Source organism: Sphingobacterium sp. GW821-FHT03E03, from assembly GCF_059420745.1.
This window is the reverse complement of sequence record NZ_JBWKUH010000002.1, coordinates 185,584-202,771: the sequence shown is the minus strand read 5'-3', so window position 1 is coordinate 202,771 and position 17,188 is coordinate 185,584. Positions and strand designations below refer to the sequence as shown.

Sequence of the window (17,188 nt, the reverse complement as noted above, 5' to 3'; positions counted from 1 at the left end):
AAAGTTTTATCTTTGGCTCATGGCGTCAATATTTCGATTTAAACAATTTGAAGTTGATCAATCCAATTGTGCGATGAAGATCAATACGGATGGGGTATTGCTGGCATCATTGGTTGATACAAAGGGTGCAAAACGTGTTTTGGATGTGGGGACTGGTACTGGCGTGATTGCCCTTATGCTGGCTCAACGCTTGATAGATAGTCAGATAGAGGCTGTGGAAATAGATGCGTTGGCTGCAGAGATGGCGCGTAGAAACTTCAGTAATTCGATTTTTCAGAGCCGTCTTGTATTGCATGCCAAGTCATTTCAACAATTGCAAACAGGCGAACACTATGATCTGATTGTATCGAATCCTCCTTTTTATACAGATTCGTTGCATAACCCAGATGCGCGGAGGAAATTGGCCCGGCACACTGATCTGGACTTTTTCCGTGAATTGCTATACTTTGCATCGTTGCATTTAACTTCCGGGGGTAATCTCGTTTTGATTCTCCCTACTCAACTTGCAGAAACCCTAACCGCACTAGCGATTGATCATGGGTTGTATTGTACTGCTGAAATTCAGATAAGATCATTCGATAGGGATCCTGTTATTCGAAAGATTGTGACCTTTGGGCGTATGCAGACAACAGCGATTGACCAGCGCGAATTTGTGATTTATAAATCCAAAGGCATTTACTCGGAATCTTACAAGGACGCCTTGGCACCTTATTTTTTAGCTTTCTAGACTATGATAAAAATTGGACTTCTTTCGGATACACATTCTTATTTAGATGAATCTGTATTCAAGTACTTTGCTGATTGTGATGAAATTTGGCACGCAGGAGATTTTGGCGATGCTGATGTCGCGGACCAATTGGAAGCTTTTAAGCCTTTGCGTGGGGTATACGGTAATATTGACGGAAAAGATCTTCGCTTACGTTTTCCCGAGGATTTGCGATTTACCTGTGAGGAGGTGGAGGTTTTTATGACCCATATTGGTGGTTATCCTGGCAAGTATGCAGCACGGATAAAGGCCGAGTTAATGGCAAATCCACCTAAGTTGTTTATCACAGGACACTCCCATATTCTTAAAGTTGTGTTTGACCCGAAAATCAGTTGTCTTCATCTCAATCCCGGAGCTGCAGGAAAACATGGTTGGCATAAAGTAAGAACACTCATGCGCTTTGAGATAAATAAAGATAAGATCGAAAACCTAGAAGTTATTGAACTTAATGAGCGATAGCCAATAAAAGATCTATTTAAAGACTTCTATAGATCAGATTTTATTTGCCAGAAAAATTGCTGCCGCTAGCCCAATGCAGGAATCCGTAAGCATATCGATTACATAGTCAATTGAAGGTCCTTTAGATATTGCTGCAAAATTGTGGCATGTGTGCGTAATTTGTTGTTAGCTGCATACAGCAATGTCGTGACGGTTTGTTGCCTATGGGCTTCCAGCCATTTTTTTCCAAAGTCCTGCTGATCGAGTTCTTCTCTATATTTTTTTGCGAAATCATCCCATAGATCTGGGTTTTGGTGAAACCAGACACGGAGCTCTGAGGAGGGGGATAGGTCTTTATTCCATTCTGACAAACTGGCTTTTTCCTTAGTCATTCCACGTGGCCAAAGTCTGTCGATAAGCATACGATAACCATCATCGGGTGAGGGTAGATCATAAATCCTTTTTATCACGATCTTCATGGGATTGCTTTTTATAGATTATATTACGCGATGGATTACAATACTATAAATATATGATTTTAAGTGAAAAGCGGAAGCCGTTTATTTCGTGTTCTCTCTTGATAGTAACCAATTTTCGGGATAAAGTAGTCGTAGGACAGCGTATCTTTGATTGCTTATAAGGAATCACGTACTTCCAAGAGAAAGCTTTTTAACCGTTCTAAAGAGTCTACTACGCGTTGATTTTCTTTTGCTTCGGATTTATTGTCACGGAGATAGTCTCTTGCGCCTTGTAGCGTATATCCTTTTTCTTTGACAAGATTGAAGATGATTTTGAGGTTTGCGATATCTTCTTGCGTAAAGAGACGGTTGCCCTTTTTATTTTTCTTGGGTTGAAGAATATCAAATTCACGCTCATAAAAACGTATCTGGGATGCATTTACATCAAACATCTCTGTCACTTCTCCCATTGTATAATACAATTTATTTATTTCACGCTCTTTGTACGGCATATCTTCGCAATTAATCTATAGCAAACTTAATAAAAATTCCAGTTCAAAAAGAAATTTTGCGATCTCTTATTTTAGTTCAAGAGGAAATAGAGCTATGAAAATGAGTCGGTAATAGCGAATTGTTTTCTGATTCCAAACGGATTTTTAAAAGTGATGAACATTTGGTGTGTGGCTTATTGTAGGGCTTGCAGACCTTGAGTCTATGATGTTGCTATTTATGCATTATAGTTATCATTGTAAATGAAGGCTAAATTAGCTAAGTTTGGCTAGGTTTGAAACCTATTTTGATTGATCGTATGATTATAGTTAGCAAATTTTGGACAAATTTATTCTCTTTTGGTAAAGCTAATGCGATTACTATCTTTCCTATTATATTTCTAAAATATGGCTTTTTTAAAGATAATAGGGCATTAATCCGCCATGAGCGCATCCATTTGCGCCAGGCATTGGAATTGGGGATTGTGTTGTTCTACCTTTGGTATTTGTGTGAATTTGTCATCCGTTTTGTTCGCTTGCGCGATTTTGATCAGGCCTATCTCCATATTTCTTTCGAGCGAGAAGCTTATCGTCACGAAGATGATCCCGATTACTTGTCAAAAAGGAAGATTTGGGCATTTTGGCATCACTTATAAATATTGTGAATCTGGAATTAATTAGAGCATAAAAAAGCTCTTAAAATATATTTTAAGAGCTTCTTTTTATTTAGCTTTCCTTTTGTCCGTTTTATCCGACCAATTTGAGATAAGTAGCTACTTTGTTTTTTAATTGTCTACGGTCAACTATGAAGTCCAAAAATCCATGTTCAAGGACAAACTCGGATGTTTGGAATCCTTTTGGAAGATCTTTTTTGATTGTTTCTTTAATAACACGAGGGCCAGCAAATCCGATCAACGCGCCCGGTTCAGCAATGTTGACATCGCCTAGCATAGCATAGGATGCAGTAACACCGCCTGTTGTTGGATCCGTCAATAGACAAACATAAGGAAGTCCTGCTTGCGCCAATAAAGCTAATTTAGCTGAAGTTTTTGCCATTTGCATCAAAGAGAATGCAGCTTCCATCATACGCGCACCACCTGATTTTGAGATCAACATAAATGGAATTTTATGTTCAATACAGTAATCAATCGAACGTGCAATTTTTTCTCCTACAACAGATCCCATTGATCCACCAATGAAGCTAAAGTCCATACAAGCGATCACGATGTCTTTGCCATTCATTTTTCCGTGACCTGAGCGTATTGCATCTTTCAGACCTGTTTTTGCTTGACTTTCTTTTAAGCGTTCAGGGTATGGTTTTGAATCGAAGAATTCCAGTGGATCACCAGAATTTAGATTAGGGAATAGTTCAGTAAATTCGTTATTGTCAAATAAAATTGAAAAATATTCTTTGGAGCCAATTCTTAAATGATGGTCACAATATTGACAAACATAGTCGTTTTCTACTTGTTCAAGATGCAACAACGGCTTTTTACAAGTGGGACACTTGTTCCACATGCCATCTGGTGCTTCTTTTTTATTAGCGGTAGCTGTGCTAATACCAGCTTTTTCTCTTTTAAACCAACTCATACGATAGTTCTTATTCGATTACAAACTTAGATAAAAATGCTTTTATATACAATTATAATTGCGTTGAATGTAAATGGCAGTAAATCAGTGTATTTGTCTAGAAAGCTTAATTTTTAATATTCCGATGTATAATAATAGACCAGTTTAGAACGCAAATTGTTTTGTTAAAAAAGGAGCTGAATTAAGGTTAAGCAGGAGCATTGAACCAAAAATTTGGGCACAAAAAAAGGGTAAGCTACTCCTATCGCACCGCTCAACCAAATACCCTTGCTTTGTTCCCAACCTGGGGGAGTCAATGGGAGCTGGTCGTAGAAGACTTACCCGCCACAAAAGTAGAAAAAAAAATAGTTTTAGGAAAGAAAAAATGCCTTTTTATTCTAGGGTGCTGATTCTCATTAGAATAAATTGTTCGGAGGGCCATCTTGCTGGTATAAATAATCCATTAAGATGGCCATAAAGTATTTTTTAACGCATTACATCTTCTCTCTGTCGTACTCGCCCAACAAAGAATAGTACCCAAACAGCCCCAAACCGAGAGAAATGATTGGTGTTAAGATACAGAGTATAATGATACCAAAGACCAGGTCCTCTTGGTGCCCTGTTGAAATCTTAGGTAATGCCAATTCAAAAATGGAAAAGTATGCGGTGTATATGGCCAAAATGATCCATACGATACCAAGAAGCTTTTTTAGATTATTCATGGTTTGGAGGTGTTGATTTGTTGTTGATATATAGGCTACCAATGATAAAGCAGACAGCGGCTATAATGATGGGATATCCTAATCCCGCTAAATAAAATTGTGGGGTATTGGAAGCTTCAGCATTTGTGGTGAGGTAAGTGGAAACTGCAGGTAGGAGCCCTCCGAATATACCATTACCGACGTGGTAGGGCAAAGACATGGACGTATATCTGATTTTTACGGGAAATAGTTCGACCAAAAATGCCGCAATGGGTCCATATACCATCGTAATATAGATCACCTGAATAAATATAAGGGCAACGAGTAGGATATAATTTTTACCGGCCAAATGGGTGGTTGTTTTAATCGTTTCTTTTCCTTTAAGCTCACCTGTCTGATGTTGTATTTTTGAACTGGTCATTTCTGTTCCATCGTTATATTGACTTTTGGTGACGGTAACAATGGCTGAATTTTGTTCGGTACTTGGTGTTGTTGTTTCATTTAATTTTGTTTTCTGTTGAACATTCGATAGCTGGTACATGGATTCATAGATTGGACGGTAGGTCAGCACAGCCAGGAGCATGCCGCCCAACATAATCCATTTACGGCCAACTTTATCACTAAGCCATCCAAAGACGACAAAGAAGGGGGTGCCTAGCAGCAATGCGATACCTAAAATGGTATCAGCCTGATCAGATTGGAGATGCATGACTGTTTTCATGAAACTCATGGAATAGAATTGACCGGTGTACCAAACGACACCTTGCCCCATCGCTGCACCAAATAGGGCTAGTAACACAAACTTGAGGTTATAGCGATTCCCGAAACTTTCTTTTAATGGATTTGTACTTGTTTTCCCTTCAGCTTTAGCTTTACTAAACTCGGGTGATTCCTTCATCTTTTTACGGATGAGATATGATACATAAACCATAACTAAGGAGAGCAGAAAAGGGACGCGCCAGCCCCAACTGTCAAACTGTGTTTCACTCAGAAAACTTTTGGTTAAAAGAATCACCACGAGGGATATAAATAGGCCAAATGTAGCTGTCGTCTGTATCCAGGAAGTCCAATAACCGCGTTGCCCCACTGGCGCATGTTCTGCAACATAAGTGGCTGCGCCTCCATATTCACCGCCCAAAGCGAGTCCTTGTAAGAGACGTAGGATCAGTACAATTAATGGCGCCCAAAAACCGATGCTTGCATAGCTTGGGATACAACCGATCAAAAATGTTGCACCACCCATGAGCATCAGTGTCACCATAAAGGTGTATTTGCGTCCTATGATATCGCCTAATCGACCAAAAAACAAGGCGCCGAAAGGGCGTACGACAAATCCAGCGGCAAAAGTGGCTAATGTAGATAGAAAGGCTGCTGTCGGATTGTCGGAGGGGAAAAACTTCGTTGATATTACGATGGAGAGACTTCCGAAAATAAAAAAATCATACCATTCAATAAGTGTCCCCATGGAAGAGGCTCCGATGACTTTCCAGATGCTCTTTGTACTGTTGTCGTTCATTAATAATTGGTTTAGTGTTATGTTTGCTTATTGTAGAAATATTGTATGTATTATTTAAAATCTTGTTGTGTAACCTCCAGATAATTTATTTGGTTGCTACAAGTGGTTGTCCAAGCGATTTATAGACTTTTCCCGGTAGTGAATGGATCAGTGATTGCATTTCCAATTCCAATAAGACCAGCGCCAATTTACTCTGTGGCCATTGAAGCTGTTCGATCATCTGATTAAGCTCCAGTTGTCCTGTTGCATGAATGAGGTTAAAAAGGCGCTCTTGATCCTTATCCAATTTAAAGGGAAGCGCTAATTGTTGGTTTGCCTCATTTTTTTTACTGATTTCCCAATTCATCAGATATTCGAGATCCTGAACATGTCTGATCATATGTGCCCGATTTGTTTTGATCAGATAGTTGGTTCCTTCACTACTCTTTTCGTAAATGGATCCCGGAAAGGCACATACATCTCTATTATAGCTATTTGCTATCTCGGCGGTAATCAAAGCTCCGCCTTTGATTGCTGCTTCTACGACGATCGTGACATCTGCCATTCCTGCGATAATGCGATTACGCATCGGGAAATTGACCCGCTCAGGTATGGTTTCAGATGTAAATTCGGTCAATAAGCCTCCGTGTTCGAGCATCTTTGACGCAAGCTCCCGGTGCGAGGCAGGGTATATCCGATCCAATCCATGTCCGAGCACTGCAACTGTTGGTATATTGTTCTTTAGGGCGTTTCGATGTGCCAATGCATCAATACCATATGCTAGACCACTGACGATCAGAAGATCTTGATTTTCATTTAAGCCTTGAATAAAGTCTTCGCATAGCTGCTGCCCATAATATGTTGCATGTCTCGTCCCAACGATACTGATCACTTTTGTTGTGTTGAGTGCGGCATGTCCCTTGTAATATAACATGAGGGGAGCATCATCACATTGCTTGAGTCGATCAGGGTAGTCCTTATCTTCGATCCATAAGGCTTTGATGCGATGTTTATCAATAAAAGCTAGTTCTTTTTCACAGGCTTCCAGGTATGTTTTGTTGCGTATTGCATCTGCAATTGATTCCCTTACTCCAGGGATTTGCATCAGATCTTTTTTTGAATAGGAAAAGAAATCCGCTAAGCTATCACTATGGGCTATGATACTACGGGCTGTTCTAGGGCCAATGCCCTTGATCTTAGTCAAAGCTATGGGATAGATTAGTTTCATAATTGGGTACTTTAAATATAGTGAAAAATTATAAATCTTGTATGACTTTTCATTAGAATAAGCAATTCGTGTTGAAGGTTATTTTAAACACATGTATAATCTTTGATTGGATGAAAGTGCAACAGAAATACACTAGATCATGATATGCCTTGGATTTTGTGCCATTATAGAAATGGTAAGTCGTGCAGAGTTTCTGTACCGAACGTTTCATATCATTGTGACTGGCTGATGATTTTTTGAGCAGGATTGCTCATTTGTCTTATTGCATTTGATGCAATATCATTTGCAGACTTTCTTTTATGGAGAAGAAATTGAGGTCGTGTTTGGAAAAAATGTGCTGGATTTGGTAGCTTTGCTTGATTAATAATATTTTTAGCATGGAAATGAAAGAACCTTTTGATATCGAGTTAGGTGATGTGATTTATTCTGTTTTTCCGGAGGAGGAGGATACCTATGTTGTCTTTAAAGATGGAATGGAATATGTAAAAATTATTAAGGATACAGATACCACCTGGTTGAAACTGAATCCTGAAACGGAGTTGCCAATGTTCGGTATGGACGAAGAGGTTAACCTAATCGGTGAGGAGATCAAAAAGGAACTGGGGCAATAAGTTAAAGATCGTTAAAGTCATTTCGGCCCTGTTTCCTGTTGATTATCTTAGGGTAATCAATTATAGCTATGGCACGTATTTGTTTCCTATTTTTAATCGCTCTTTGTGTTTATTTGGCTTCTGATCTGCCTGTTTTTGCTCAGCCTGTAGAATTCGTTTTGCAGGATACTGTAAAAAAGAAGATTGGGAAAGATACACTCCGATTAGATACAATCCAGGTTAAGCGTAAAAATAACCCGGCAGAGGACAAGCTTAACGAAAAAAAAGAAGGCTATAAATCCATTTACGCCTTAGGAGACACCAAGGAGATGGTTAACTTGCCCAAGAATGGTGGGATAGGGCTGAGTATTAATAAGCTCTACAATAAGTTGAGTCGAAAAGGGCGGAATGCGAGAAAGCTTCAGCGACAGTTTGAAAAGGAATACCAACAGGATCTGATTCGGGAGGAATGGTATCCGCTGACGAAGGAATACAGTAAGTTGTCGGGAGATTCGTTGCGCAAATTTAGGATATATTATGAACCCGCTATAAAGTGGTTTCGTGAGCATGATCGGTATGAGAAGATCGCTTATATACATAAGTGCTTAACATATTATCTAGATTCTGTAGACATTATCCATAGGCGACTTCAGTTTCCTATGGGTAATGCAAAACTTTAACTACATAGGTACGTATACCAAATATTTTGTATCGAAGAAGTCTTCCTTAAAGTAACTCGAAAGCGGGTGCAATTCAGCTTTTAATTTGGATTCTTTAATTTCCTCACTTAGGTCTCCACCTTTGAGGTAGAGAATTCCGTTTGGAATTCCGTTTTTGTCTTTTTTTGTAAATTTGTTTCGGATCCAAGGTGTAAAATCTCCGAGCCTGGTTACAGCTCGGGATATGACGAAGTCGTATTTGTCGTCTAATTGTTCGGCACGAATATGATCGGCTTCAACATTTTTAAGTCCTAATGCGGCTGCAACCTCACGAACTACTTTGATTTTTTTTTCGATAGAATCTACTAAATGGAACTTAACTTCTGGAAATAAGATAGCCATAGGAATGCCGGGAAAACCACCGCCGGTACCGACATCTAAAACCTGTGTTCCTGGAGCTAATTCCTGCACAAATTTGGCTATACCCAATGAATGTAATACATGATGAAGGTATAGACTATCGATGTCTTTACGTGAAATTACATTGATCTGGCTATTCCATAAGGTATAGAGGTCTGCAAGTTGGGCAAACTGTTCTTTCTGTACATCCGTTAATTTCGGAAAGTAGGCGTAGATGATATCGACTGTAGGATTCAAAATGTGATGTTTTAAAGGTGAATTATTTCCAGCTTATTTTTTTCTTTTTTCGGCTGAACAAACCATTGATGCAAATATAGAAATAGTAGATGAAGTCTACCAAAGGAAGCCACCAAATCAGTTCTTTCACTTCGAGTTTCTTGTAAATAGATGTAAAAACGGCCCATTGGGCGAATAGTCTCAATAGATAAGCTGTAAGGGGGACATACCAAAAAGTGGGGAATGCAATAGTAACAGCAATCAGAGTCAGGTAAAATAATACCGCAGAAACCAGTTGGGTTCCCAACATGCGTTGATGGCGTTTTTTATAGATGGTGGATGCACCGGAATGTCTTGCTTTTTGTTTATAATAACTTTTCCAGGTTGTTTTGGGAGCTGAGTAAACAATAGCAGCTGGTGCAAGGGCGATATTGACGTTTATTGCTGTTGCATTTTGATTGACAAAAAGATCATCATCACCAGATTTAATATGCATGTGTGCTGCAAATCCTTTATTTCGAAAGAAGAGCTCTTTTTTGTAGGCCATGTTTCGACCGACTCCCATATAGGCATCTCCTTTGAGTGCATAGGAGAGGTAACTCATGGCAGTGTGGCTCGTTTCAAACCGGATTAAGAGATTGAGTAAACCTCTTTTCTTAAAATAGGGCGAATAGCCTAATACGATTTCGGTCTCTGGTCTAAAGGCAGAAGCAACTTCTTTCAACCATTGATCAGATTGAGGTGCGCAATCTGCATCGGTAAATACCAAAGTTTCATATTTTGAAGCTTTGATCCCCATGCTCACAGCGAATTTTTTACCATGTTTCAACCGGATATGCTCTTTGATATCGACAATCTTTAAATGAGCATATTGCTTATCAAATTCTTGAAGTACCCAAGGGGTTTCGTCTGTAGAAAAATCATTTACGACAATGACCTCGAAATTGGTATAATCTTGATTGAGGATGCTGGGCAGAAATTCCCTAAGATTGTCCTGTTCATTGTGCGCACAGATAATGACAGATAATGGAGGAAGATCGGTTTCCGTTTGATTCGTTTCAATTTGGTACCTGCTCAATTTGCTGTAAACAAATAAGATGTAATATAATTGTGCCAATAGGAAAAGACCTAATATCCCAAATATGATATATGGAAGATTGGCCAAAAATACATGTAGGTCAAGCATAGCCCACAAAGATAAGCGCATTCGTAATCTTTTTATAAAGGAAAATGATAATTTATTCCTGAAACATCCTGTTTGCAAATCTTTTTATAGTATTTTTGCAACATATTTTAGGAAAAGACGGGCGTGACATATCCGTAAGCGGAACCTTATTTCCGTTACGAAAAACAGTCTTACTGGCGTTATGAAAAAAAACATACGCGGAATCTGTCTACTGGAATATAATTAGTCACAGAGGAAAATATTAATGAAATTTACGCTACAAGCACAAGATAAACTATCAAAAGCACGTGCGGGTGTTGTCGAAACTGCACACGGTCCCATTCAAACTCCAATCTTTATGCCTGTTGGCACCGCTGGTACGGTGAAAGCCATTCATCAGCATGAGTTGAAAAATGATATTGAAGCACAGATTATTTTAGGTAATACCTATCATCTTTATCTGCGTCCGGGATTGGATGTGCTGAATAAGGCCGGAGGGTTACATAAGTTTAATGGTTGGGATCGTCCGATCTTGACGGATTCAGGCGGTTATCAAGTATACTCATTGACAGAGGTGCGTAAGATTAAAGAAGAGGGAGTTACTTTCCGTTCGCATATTGATGGTTCAAAACATCTTTTTACACCAGAAAATGTGATGGATACGCAGCGTATTATCGGTGCAGATATCATTATGGCATTTGATGAATGTACACCTTATCCATGTGATTATGGTTATGCACGTCGTTCTTTGGATATGACCCATCGTTGGTTGAAGCGCTGTGTAGATCGTTTTGATAGCACTGATCCCCTTTATGGATATGATCAGACATTATTTCCTATAGTGCAGGGATCGGTTTATAAAGATTTAAGAATAAAATCCGCAGAGACAATAGCATCCTTTAATCGGGATGGAAATGCAATTGGTGGATTATCCGTGGGTGAACCGGCAGAGGAAATGTACGCGATGACCGAGGTGGTTTGTGATATTCTACCTCAAGAAAAACCGCGTTATTTAATGGGGGTAGGTACTCCTGTAAATATCCTGGAAAATATCGCTTTGGGGGTTGATATGTTTGACTGTGTGATGCCAACGCGTAATGCGCGAAATGGTATGTTGTTTACACAAAATGGTATCATCAACATCAAGAATGAAAAATGGAAAGATGATTTTTCGCCTATTGAAGCAGAAAGTGATTTACATACTGATCTATTTTATTCAAAGGCTTATTTAAGACATCTGATAAAATCACAGGAAATTTTAGGAGCGCAAATTGCTTCATTACACAATTTACATTTTTATCTTTGGTTGGTCAATCAAGCCCGGGAGAAAATCATAGATGGTACATTCTATGACTGGAAAAATAAAATGGTGAAAATTTTGGATCAACGTTTGTAATAGAGTCACATAAAAATAAAATATAGATAAAGTATGTAAGCCCTGGGCTTGCAGAAGTAGAGTCTCAAATCTCATATCTTAATACTCAAATCTAACAATATGCTTTCGTTAATCGATCGTTACATCATCAAAAAGTACCTGACAACATTTGTGTTCACGATGGCCATATTCACCGTGGTTATGGTTGTTTTTGATGTGTCCGAAAGATTGGATGACTTTTTGAAATATAAGGCACCTTTAGATAAGATTATCTTTGAGTATTATGCTGGATTTATTCCATTCTATCTTAATTTTCTCTGTCCACTGATTAATTTTATTGCGGTTATCTTTTTTACCTCAAAAATGGCAGATCAGACCGAGATTGTTCCGATATTAAGTGCGGGATACAGTTTCAACCGTTTGTTGCGGCCTTATATGATATCTGCAACATTGATCTTTATCGTTTCTTTGGTGTTCAATATCTTCATTATTCCGCATACTAATAAAATGAAGGTAGATTTTGAGAATATCTATGTGAAGCCGTTGAAAGATAATTCTCGTGTCTCAACGCATATGCAGCTGGATAAAAACAGCTATGTGTATATTGATAATTTTGATAATACCACCAAAACGGGCTATGGTTTTGTATTGGAGATTTTCAAGGGGGATACATTGAGGGAGAAGATGATGGCAGACCGTATCACATGGGATTCTGTGGCGACAAAATGGAAAATTGAGGGATACACCAATCGTATTATTAATGGTCTACATGAGCGAATGGACAAAGGAACGGTCAAAGATACGACCTTGGACATGAAACCATCGGATTTTGAATTACGGGATAATATGTTTACTGCAATGGATACCCGTGAACTCAATATTCGTATTCATAAAGAGGAAACAAGGGGGACTGGGGTAATGAACGATCTGTTACTGGAGAAATATAAACGTTATGTCTATCCATTCTCCGCTTTTGTTTTGACCTTAATGGGGGTGGCTCTTTCTTCCAAAAAGGTCAGAGGGGGGATTGGTTTAAGTTTGGGTATCGGAATCGGCTTAAGTTTTACATATATTGTTTTTATTCAATTTGCGACTATGTTTTCGCTGAAAGGAGGATTGCCACCATTGGTTGCGGTATTGATTCCTAATGTGACGTTCTTTTTGGTGGCAATTTATCTGACGATAAAGGCTCCAAAATAATTCCAATTCATATCATCATTAGCTTAAGCAGTTTATATCAAAGGGAAAAATAAGTGCTGCTCCTAATCGTTTTCATTGCCATTACAAAATAAATTATATTCTATTGAATATGTCTAAAATTCAACTAAATCGGAATATTCTAATTCTGCATTTAACAATCCTTATTTGGGGGTTTACAGGGATCTTGGGTAGTCTCATTTCTGTTTCTGCTATTCATCTGGTGTGGTATCGTGTGGCGATTGCGTCTATTTCCTTGTTGGTCTATTTTCTGTTGACCAAACAATCAATATTGGTTTCTCGAAAACAGTTTCTTCAGTTTTTTATGGTCGGGGCCGTTGTCGGTTTACACTGGGTTTTGTTTTTCTATTCCATTAAGGTATCTACCGTCTCGGTAACACTGGTTACTTTGTCTTCGGTGACATTGTTTACGGCCATATTGGAACCTATTGTAAACAAAAAACGTATCGCATTACTGGATATTGTCGTCGGTCTGGTGATTATTGTAGGGATTTATACTATATTTTCGTTCGAGACTCATTATTTGGTCGGTTTATTGGCCGGTCTCGGTTGCGCTTTCTGTGCAAGTATATTTTCCATTGCCAATGCAAGAATGGTCAAGAAATCCAGCCCAACGCTGATCACATTTTATGAAATGCTGGGAGCATGTTTTTGGATCAGTATACTCATGCTGTTTACAGGAGATTTTAATGCTGAGATGAAATTGGGACAACAGGATCTGATTTATCTTTTATTATTAGGCGTAGTTTGTACGGCGGTTGCCTATGTGATGGGGGTAGCAGTGATGAAGGAATTATCTGCTTTTACGGTTGCATTAACTACCAATCTGGAGCCTGTCTATGGTATACTTTTAGCTATGTTGATCTTTGGTCAGAAAGAAACGATGAGCGGTGGATTTTACCTTGGTGCCTGTATCGTTCTCGGTGCTGTTTTTACCTACCCTTATGTGAAAACGAAACTGGAGAAAAGACAAAAAGAACTTATCATCCGTAAATTGCATTAAAGATTACTGAGGTGTCCGGAGTTGCCGGACACCTTTTTTCTTTCACCATCTGCTTATGTTCTTTTGCATTTCTATTTCAACTAACCAATTCGCAGCGGGCTTACTTTTTCTTTTTGAATCTCTCAGTAATCCTATCTTTCGGGTGAACTAAAACACAAATTCACCCACTAATATATTTCTTTCTTTGTCACGATCAAGGTAGATTGTCGTGAGTTTCCGTTCTTGTCTTCCTGAACTATAATAGGTGAAGATTTCAGCTAGGACAGCAGCAGGACCAGCTAGAGTTAATGAGCTATCATTATAGAAATCAGCTTCTATTTTATATTTTCCTTTCAATGCTTTTTTTAATAGGAATTGTTCTGGACCATAACCTCCCGTAAAGTCGTTGCTTAACCGACCTCCAATTGCTGTTGCGGGATTGCTGTAAAAACATTTTTCTCCATTTGGATCTGTGACCCAGAGGTCAATATCGGTATTTTGGGAATTCCAGTTGATGACTACCCGGATGTCAACAGGTAGATCAGCGACAAGTTTCTTTTCTACGGCAACTTTAGCCGTTGCGTTTTTCTGAAGTTTAATGAGGTTATTTATCTCCATGACAAGGATTTCTTCAATGCCATCATCTCTATTTGCGGCTTCCGCTGAATAGCTTTGTATCAAGATGCCATAAAGTTCTTCCAAGGCTTCGTTGTAACGGCCCTTATCCTGTAATACTAAGGCGTGGTCACGATGACTCTGTGGATCCATTGGTCGCCATTTTAATACTTTACCGGTTATGTACAACGCGTTGTCGACGTCTCCCCATTCCCGGAGCTTGTAGGAAATGGTCTTGTAAAGATCAGCATTTTCAATTTGCAGGTCTGCCATAGCACTCAGGATAAGCAATGCTTTTTGTTTATCTCCCCTTTTGAAAAAGAAGTTGGCGACATCAAAATAGAACGTTGGTGTACCCATATACTGATCCCGAAGCTGAAGATAGCTTTTGTAAGGATCTTTGGATTGATTGAGCTCCTTTAGGTAAGCGTTGTCTTCCTTAATTTCGGGAATACTTATTTTTCCAGATACCTGATCGCGGGTATTCGTTACCTGTACTCCAGCGACTCGCCCTTCTAGTGCTTGAACAGCATTTACAGTGACGGATTCTTTAAGTGCGTCGGTGGATGAGATCTCCTCCAGCGCTACTTCGCTGACTGCTGCGTTAGCTGCTCTTGAATTGGCGGACGCAGACACGCTCTTGTTGTTAGCACCCTCTGCTGATCTGGATTCCACGACCGCGGGTGTAGCCACTGGACTTGCCGAAGGACGAGACGGCATTGGGGGAGCAACAATAGTTGCAGTGGGCTCGTCTTGGGCAATAGTTGTATGAGTCGACCGACCTGACCGATCCCGTTGTGGGTATTTCGTTTTTTGCTGAAAGTCGGTATTCCACCAGGATTGGAGCTGCTCGGTGATACTTTGGGCCTGTGTCAATAAATCTGCTACGCGTTCTTCCTTTTCTATGCGTTCTTCTTTTTTGAGACGATTGAATTCGGGAAGCAGCTCTACTGGCGGTGTAATTGCATAACGTATATAATCTTCTACATTTTCCAGAACGATTAAACTGGTATTCCGTGTCACAATGCCAAATTGCTTTCCGATTGCTTCGATTTCATCCCGATGGTCTTCGTATTGGATGTCTAATGTATTTATTTTCTTTTGTGCCCAGATCTGTTGCAGATCGACCTCCCCATTGTCAGACTTTAATGGAACTTTGATTTCTTTAATTATCTGTGTGCCATCACCAACTAAAAGTGTGATTTCTTTTGCCCCACTGTCTTTGCCAAGTCCCGAAACAGAAAAATAGGATTGAACAGGTGAGCCTTTCTCAGGATAGATTTCCGTAAAAGCATATTGTTCTTTTACTCCCAAAAAGAGGAGGTCGATCGAATTTAACGTATTATAGGCTTGAGTGCTTGTTGTATTTGTCAAATTGACCATTTTCCCATAATGAGTCTGGGCAATTTGTTTGAGATTAGCATAGTCTGAGCTGGTTGAAGAGGTGATGCAATAAGTAGGCTGATCAAGCACAATTTTGCTCTGGCCAAATGTAGAAAGTCCGTCACTGAAAAAGAGATAATTTGCGCCATGTAGCACTCCGCTCTTTACTTGGCTATAGTCGGTTCCACCATCATAAACTGTTTGTTTCAGCTGATTTCTCAACTCTTCCCAGTTTCCCTGGCTGATCTGAAATGTCCGGGCTTTGCTGAAACGTATATCTAAATAGCCTAGATCCACTGATATATTCTGATTTTCACTGAAAAACTGATCCAGGAGGCTGAACTCTTTTTCCAGATCTCTATTTTTTGAACTTAATGAACGATCCCAAATAATGGCTATGCTGTTGCCCCATTTTTTTTGCGTTTGTTTAGGTATTTCCAATTTTGCATTGGCTAGAAAGTAAAAACTGTCATCCTGGTTGAATTGTTTTAATCCTGAGACGGCGTTTTCGTTTAAAGGGAGTTTAATCGCGAGATTTTTTGAGGATTTGAACTGTTGCTTGTGTAATGTAGCAGCGTAGTTATGGTTTTGTTCAGAAAAAGCCAAGGAACCATCGGGCTGCTCGGTAAAGCTTGGCTTTTTATTGCCTTGATAAACGTTGATGTTCAGCTCGACGTTTTCAATAATGGAATTATAGTTCAAAGGCAGATAATAGTATAACGCCCGATCGGATTCTGGTGTTAGGTTCTCGGAATAACTAATCTGGATCGTACGCCTTCCTTTTGAAGGTAGGGGATAGATTCGGCTTCGGAAATTGTTTCCTTCTACTTTTTCAAGTAGCCCGGGGTCTACTCGTCGTGTTTCTATACTTTCAAAAACTTCGGTGCCTTTGTTTTTGTCTACTGGAACCGCCTGGCGTAATTTTCCATTGATATCCAAGGCATAACCGCTAACGGAAACGCCTTCAGGCATCGGGAAAGTAAGTTCCCCTTCGAGATCCCGATTTGTCGTGTTTTCGAAAGTCATGGTCATGGATGTTTTTGCAATATTTCCAAAAATACTGACAGCCACTTTTAGGTCGACGAGTTTTGCTGCATCTACACGTTGCTCATTTTTTATTTTTAAGCTGGGTACCTCACGACCGGGTTTTATTTGAGACTTTGTATCCACATTGGAAAATACCAATAAGATGAGGAGGGCTAATACTGTCTTTTTCATTTGAATAATTGTTTATCTGCTTGTTTCCATCGGAATTGGGGTCTGGTGTTTGACAATGATCAATACTGTTCGTCCCCCAATTCCTTTGCCTATTTTTTCTTTGATGCAATGAAAAAGTAAATTCCATAAAGGCAATCTATTTTTATTTGTCATTATGATTTGGTCGGTGGATGTAAGTTATTTAAACATTTGTTAATGATTGCC

At 39.3% G+C, this 17,188-nt stretch carries 17 protein-coding genes and 1 other RNA gene; 8 read left to right on the top strand and 10 right to left on the bottom strand.

The features are described from left to right. Window positions 1-19: 19 nt before the first annotated feature. Window positions 20-727, top strand: coding sequence for a tRNA1(Val) (adenine(37)-N6)-methyltransferase (locus tag AC07UV_RS04240; protein ID WP_495182828.1), 708 nt, complete (start codon window positions 20-22; stop codon window positions 725-727). A gap of 3 nt (window positions 728-730) precedes the next feature. Further along, on the top strand, window positions 731-1,225 hold the full coding sequence (locus tag AC07UV_RS04235; protein ID WP_495182827.1) for a metallophosphoesterase family protein: 495 nt from the start codon (window positions 731-733) through the stop codon (window positions 1,223-1,225). Window positions 1,226-1,323: 98 nt separating this feature from the next. Here the strand turns inward: AC07UV_RS04235 and AC07UV_RS04230 are convergent, their stop codons facing one another. After that, a complete protein-coding gene (locus AC07UV_RS04230; protein WP_495182826.1) occupies window positions 1,324-1,683 on the bottom strand; it encodes a DUF488 domain-containing protein in 360 nt (119 codons plus the stop codon). 155 nt (window positions 1,684-1,838) lie between these two features. Then, window positions 1,839-2,174 (bottom strand): MerR family transcriptional regulator, encoded by a 336-nt coding sequence (locus AC07UV_RS04225; protein WP_077437903.1) that lies wholly within the window; start codon window positions 2,172-2,174, stop codon window positions 1,839-1,841. A 296-nt stretch (window positions 2,175-2,470) separates the two neighbouring features. Here AC07UV_RS04225 and AC07UV_RS04220 point away from each other — a divergent pair, with 296 nt between their 5' ends. Next, entirely contained in the window at window positions 2,471-2,806 is a 336-nt protein-coding gene (locus AC07UV_RS04220) for a hypothetical protein (protein WP_495182825.1), read from the top strand. Window positions 2,807-2,897: 91 nt separating this feature from the next. Here AC07UV_RS04220 and accD read toward each other — a convergent pair whose 3' ends face one another. The 5 genes from accD to dprA all read right to left on the bottom strand — a co-directional run bounded on the left by accD (window position 2,898) and on the right by dprA (window position 7,143). Continuing rightward, window positions 2,898-3,740, bottom strand: a complete 843-nt coding sequence (accD, locus tag AC07UV_RS04215; RefSeq protein WP_282250364.1) for an acetyl-CoA carboxylase, carboxyltransferase subunit beta — start codon at window positions 3,738-3,740, stop codon at window positions 2,898-2,900. A 225-nt stretch (window positions 3,741-3,965) separates the two neighbouring features. After that, window positions 3,966-4,063: signal recognition particle sRNA small type (gene ffs / locus AC07UV_RS04210), an RNA gene on the bottom strand. Between the two features lie 150 nt (window positions 4,064-4,213). Continuing rightward, window positions 4,214-4,441 carry a DUF6814 family protein gene (locus tag AC07UV_RS04205; RefSeq protein ID WP_495182824.1) on the bottom strand — a complete coding sequence of 76 codons (228 nt, stop codon included), beginning with the start codon at window positions 4,439-4,441 and terminating at the stop codon, window positions 4,214-4,216. Then, window positions 4,434-5,936, bottom strand: a complete 1,503-nt coding sequence (locus AC07UV_RS04200) for an MFS transporter (protein WP_495182823.1) — start codon at window positions 5,934-5,936, stop codon at window positions 4,434-4,436. Before AC07UV_RS04200 ends, AC07UV_RS04205 begins: the two co-directional genes overlap by 8 nt. 85 nt (window positions 5,937-6,021) lie before the next feature. Further along, window positions 6,022-7,143, bottom strand: a complete 1,122-nt coding sequence (gene dprA / locus AC07UV_RS04195) for a DNA-processing protein DprA (protein WP_495182822.1) — start codon at window positions 7,141-7,143, stop codon at window positions 6,022-6,024. Between the two features lie 377 nt (window positions 7,144-7,520). Here dprA and AC07UV_RS04190 point away from each other — a divergent pair, with 377 nt between their 5' ends. Next, window positions 7,521-7,754 (top strand): hypothetical protein, encoded by a 234-nt coding sequence (locus tag AC07UV_RS04190; protein WP_259186365.1) that lies wholly within the window; start codon window positions 7,521-7,523, stop codon window positions 7,752-7,754. 68 nt (window positions 7,755-7,822) lie between these two features. Next, window positions 7,823-8,413, top strand: coding sequence for a hypothetical protein (locus AC07UV_RS04185; protein WP_495182821.1), 591 nt, complete (start codon window positions 7,823-7,825; stop codon window positions 8,411-8,413). Here AC07UV_RS04185 and rsmG read toward each other — a convergent pair whose 3' ends face one another. Both rsmG and AC07UV_RS04175 read right to left on the bottom strand, forming a co-directional pair. After that, entirely contained in the window at window positions 8,414-9,049 is a 636-nt protein-coding gene (gene rsmG, locus AC07UV_RS04180; RefSeq protein ID WP_495182820.1) for a 16S rRNA (guanine(527)-N(7))-methyltransferase RsmG, read from the bottom strand. A 22-nt stretch (window positions 9,050-9,071) separates the two neighbouring features. Next, complete coding sequence (locus tag AC07UV_RS04175; RefSeq protein WP_495182819.1) at window positions 9,072-10,235, bottom strand: glycosyltransferase; 1,164 nt, start codon at window positions 10,233-10,235, stop codon at window positions 9,072-9,074. A 223-nt stretch (window positions 10,236-10,458) separates the two neighbouring features. On the opposite strand from AC07UV_RS04175, the gene tgt reads away from it, so the two are divergent. The 3 genes from tgt to AC07UV_RS04160 all read left to right on the top strand — a co-directional run bounded on the left by tgt (window position 10,459) and on the right by AC07UV_RS04160 (window position 13,789). Further along, window positions 10,459-11,589: a tRNA guanosine(34) transglycosylase Tgt gene (gene tgt, locus AC07UV_RS04170; RefSeq protein WP_495182818.1), complete on the top strand. Its 1,131-nt coding sequence runs from the start codon at window positions 10,459-10,461 to the stop codon at window positions 11,587-11,589. 99 nt (window positions 11,590-11,688) lie between these two features. Next, entirely contained in the window at window positions 11,689-12,768 is a 1,080-nt protein-coding gene (locus AC07UV_RS04165; RefSeq protein WP_282250356.1) for an LptF/LptG family permease, read from the top strand. A gap of 109 nt (window positions 12,769-12,877) precedes the next feature. Next, the gene (locus tag AC07UV_RS04160; protein ID WP_346085821.1) at window positions 12,878-13,789 is read left to right on the top strand and encodes a DMT family transporter; all 912 of its coding nucleotides are present in this window, start codon (window positions 12,878-12,880) and stop codon (window positions 13,787-13,789) included. Between the two features lie 147 nt (window positions 13,790-13,936). On the opposite strand, the gene AC07UV_RS04155 is transcribed toward AC07UV_RS04160, so the two are convergent. After that, window positions 13,937-16,984 (bottom strand): DUF2135 domain-containing protein, encoded by a 3,048-nt coding sequence (locus AC07UV_RS04155; protein WP_495182817.1) that lies wholly within the window; start codon window positions 16,982-16,984, stop codon window positions 13,937-13,939. Between the last annotated feature and the right edge of the window lie 204 nt (window positions 16,985-17,188).

Coding starts and splice junctions, on each gene's coding strand:
- AC07UV_RS04225 (WP_077437903.1), bottom strand. CDS start 2,174: ATGCCGTACAAAGAGCGTGAAATAAATAAATTGTATTATACAATGGGA.
- AC07UV_RS04185 (WP_495182821.1), top strand. CDS start 7,823: ATGGCACGTATTTGTTTCCTATTTTTAATCGCTCTTTGTGTTTATTTG.
- AC07UV_RS04235 (WP_495182827.1), top strand. CDS start 731: ATGATAAAAATTGGACTTCTTTCGGATACACATTCTTATTTAGATGAA.
- AC07UV_RS04230 (WP_495182826.1), bottom strand. CDS start 1,683: ATGAAGATCGTGATAAAAAGGATTTATGATCTACCCTCACCCGATGAT.
- dprA (WP_495182822.1), bottom strand. CDS start 7,143: ATGAAACTAATCTATCCCATAGCTTTGACTAAGATCAAGGGCATTGGC.
- accD (WP_282250364.1), bottom strand. CDS start 3,740: ATGAGTTGGTTTAAAAGAGAAAAAGCTGGTATTAGCACAGCTACCGCT.
- AC07UV_RS04240 (WP_495182828.1), top strand. CDS start 20: ATGGCGTCAATATTTCGATTTAAACAATTTGAAGTTGATCAATCCAAT.
- AC07UV_RS04175 (WP_495182819.1), bottom strand. CDS start 10,235: ATGCGCTTATCTTTGTGGGCTATGCTTGACCTACATGTATTTTTGGCC.
- AC07UV_RS04200 (WP_495182823.1), bottom strand. CDS start 5,936: ATGAACGACAACAGTACAAAGAGCATCTGGAAAGTCATCGGAGCCTCT.
- AC07UV_RS04165 (WP_282250356.1), top strand. CDS start 11,689: ATGCTTTCGTTAATCGATCGTTACATCATCAAAAAGTACCTGACAACA.
- AC07UV_RS04160 (WP_346085821.1), top strand. CDS start 12,878: ATGTCTAAAATTCAACTAAATCGGAATATTCTAATTCTGCATTTAACA.
- AC07UV_RS04155 (WP_495182817.1), bottom strand. CDS start 16,984: ATGAAAAAGACAGTATTAGCCCTCCTCATCTTATTGGTATTTTCCAAT.
- AC07UV_RS04205 (WP_495182824.1), bottom strand. CDS start 4,441: ATGAATAATCTAAAAAAGCTTCTTGGTATCGTATGGATCATTTTGGCC.
- tgt (WP_495182818.1), top strand. CDS start 10,459: ATGAAATTTACGCTACAAGCACAAGATAAACTATCAAAAGCACGTGCG.
- AC07UV_RS04190 (WP_259186365.1), top strand. CDS start 7,521: ATGGAAATGAAAGAACCTTTTGATATCGAGTTAGGTGATGTGATTTAT.
- AC07UV_RS04220 (WP_495182825.1), top strand. CDS start 2,471: ATGATTATAGTTAGCAAATTTTGGACAAATTTATTCTCTTTTGGTAAA.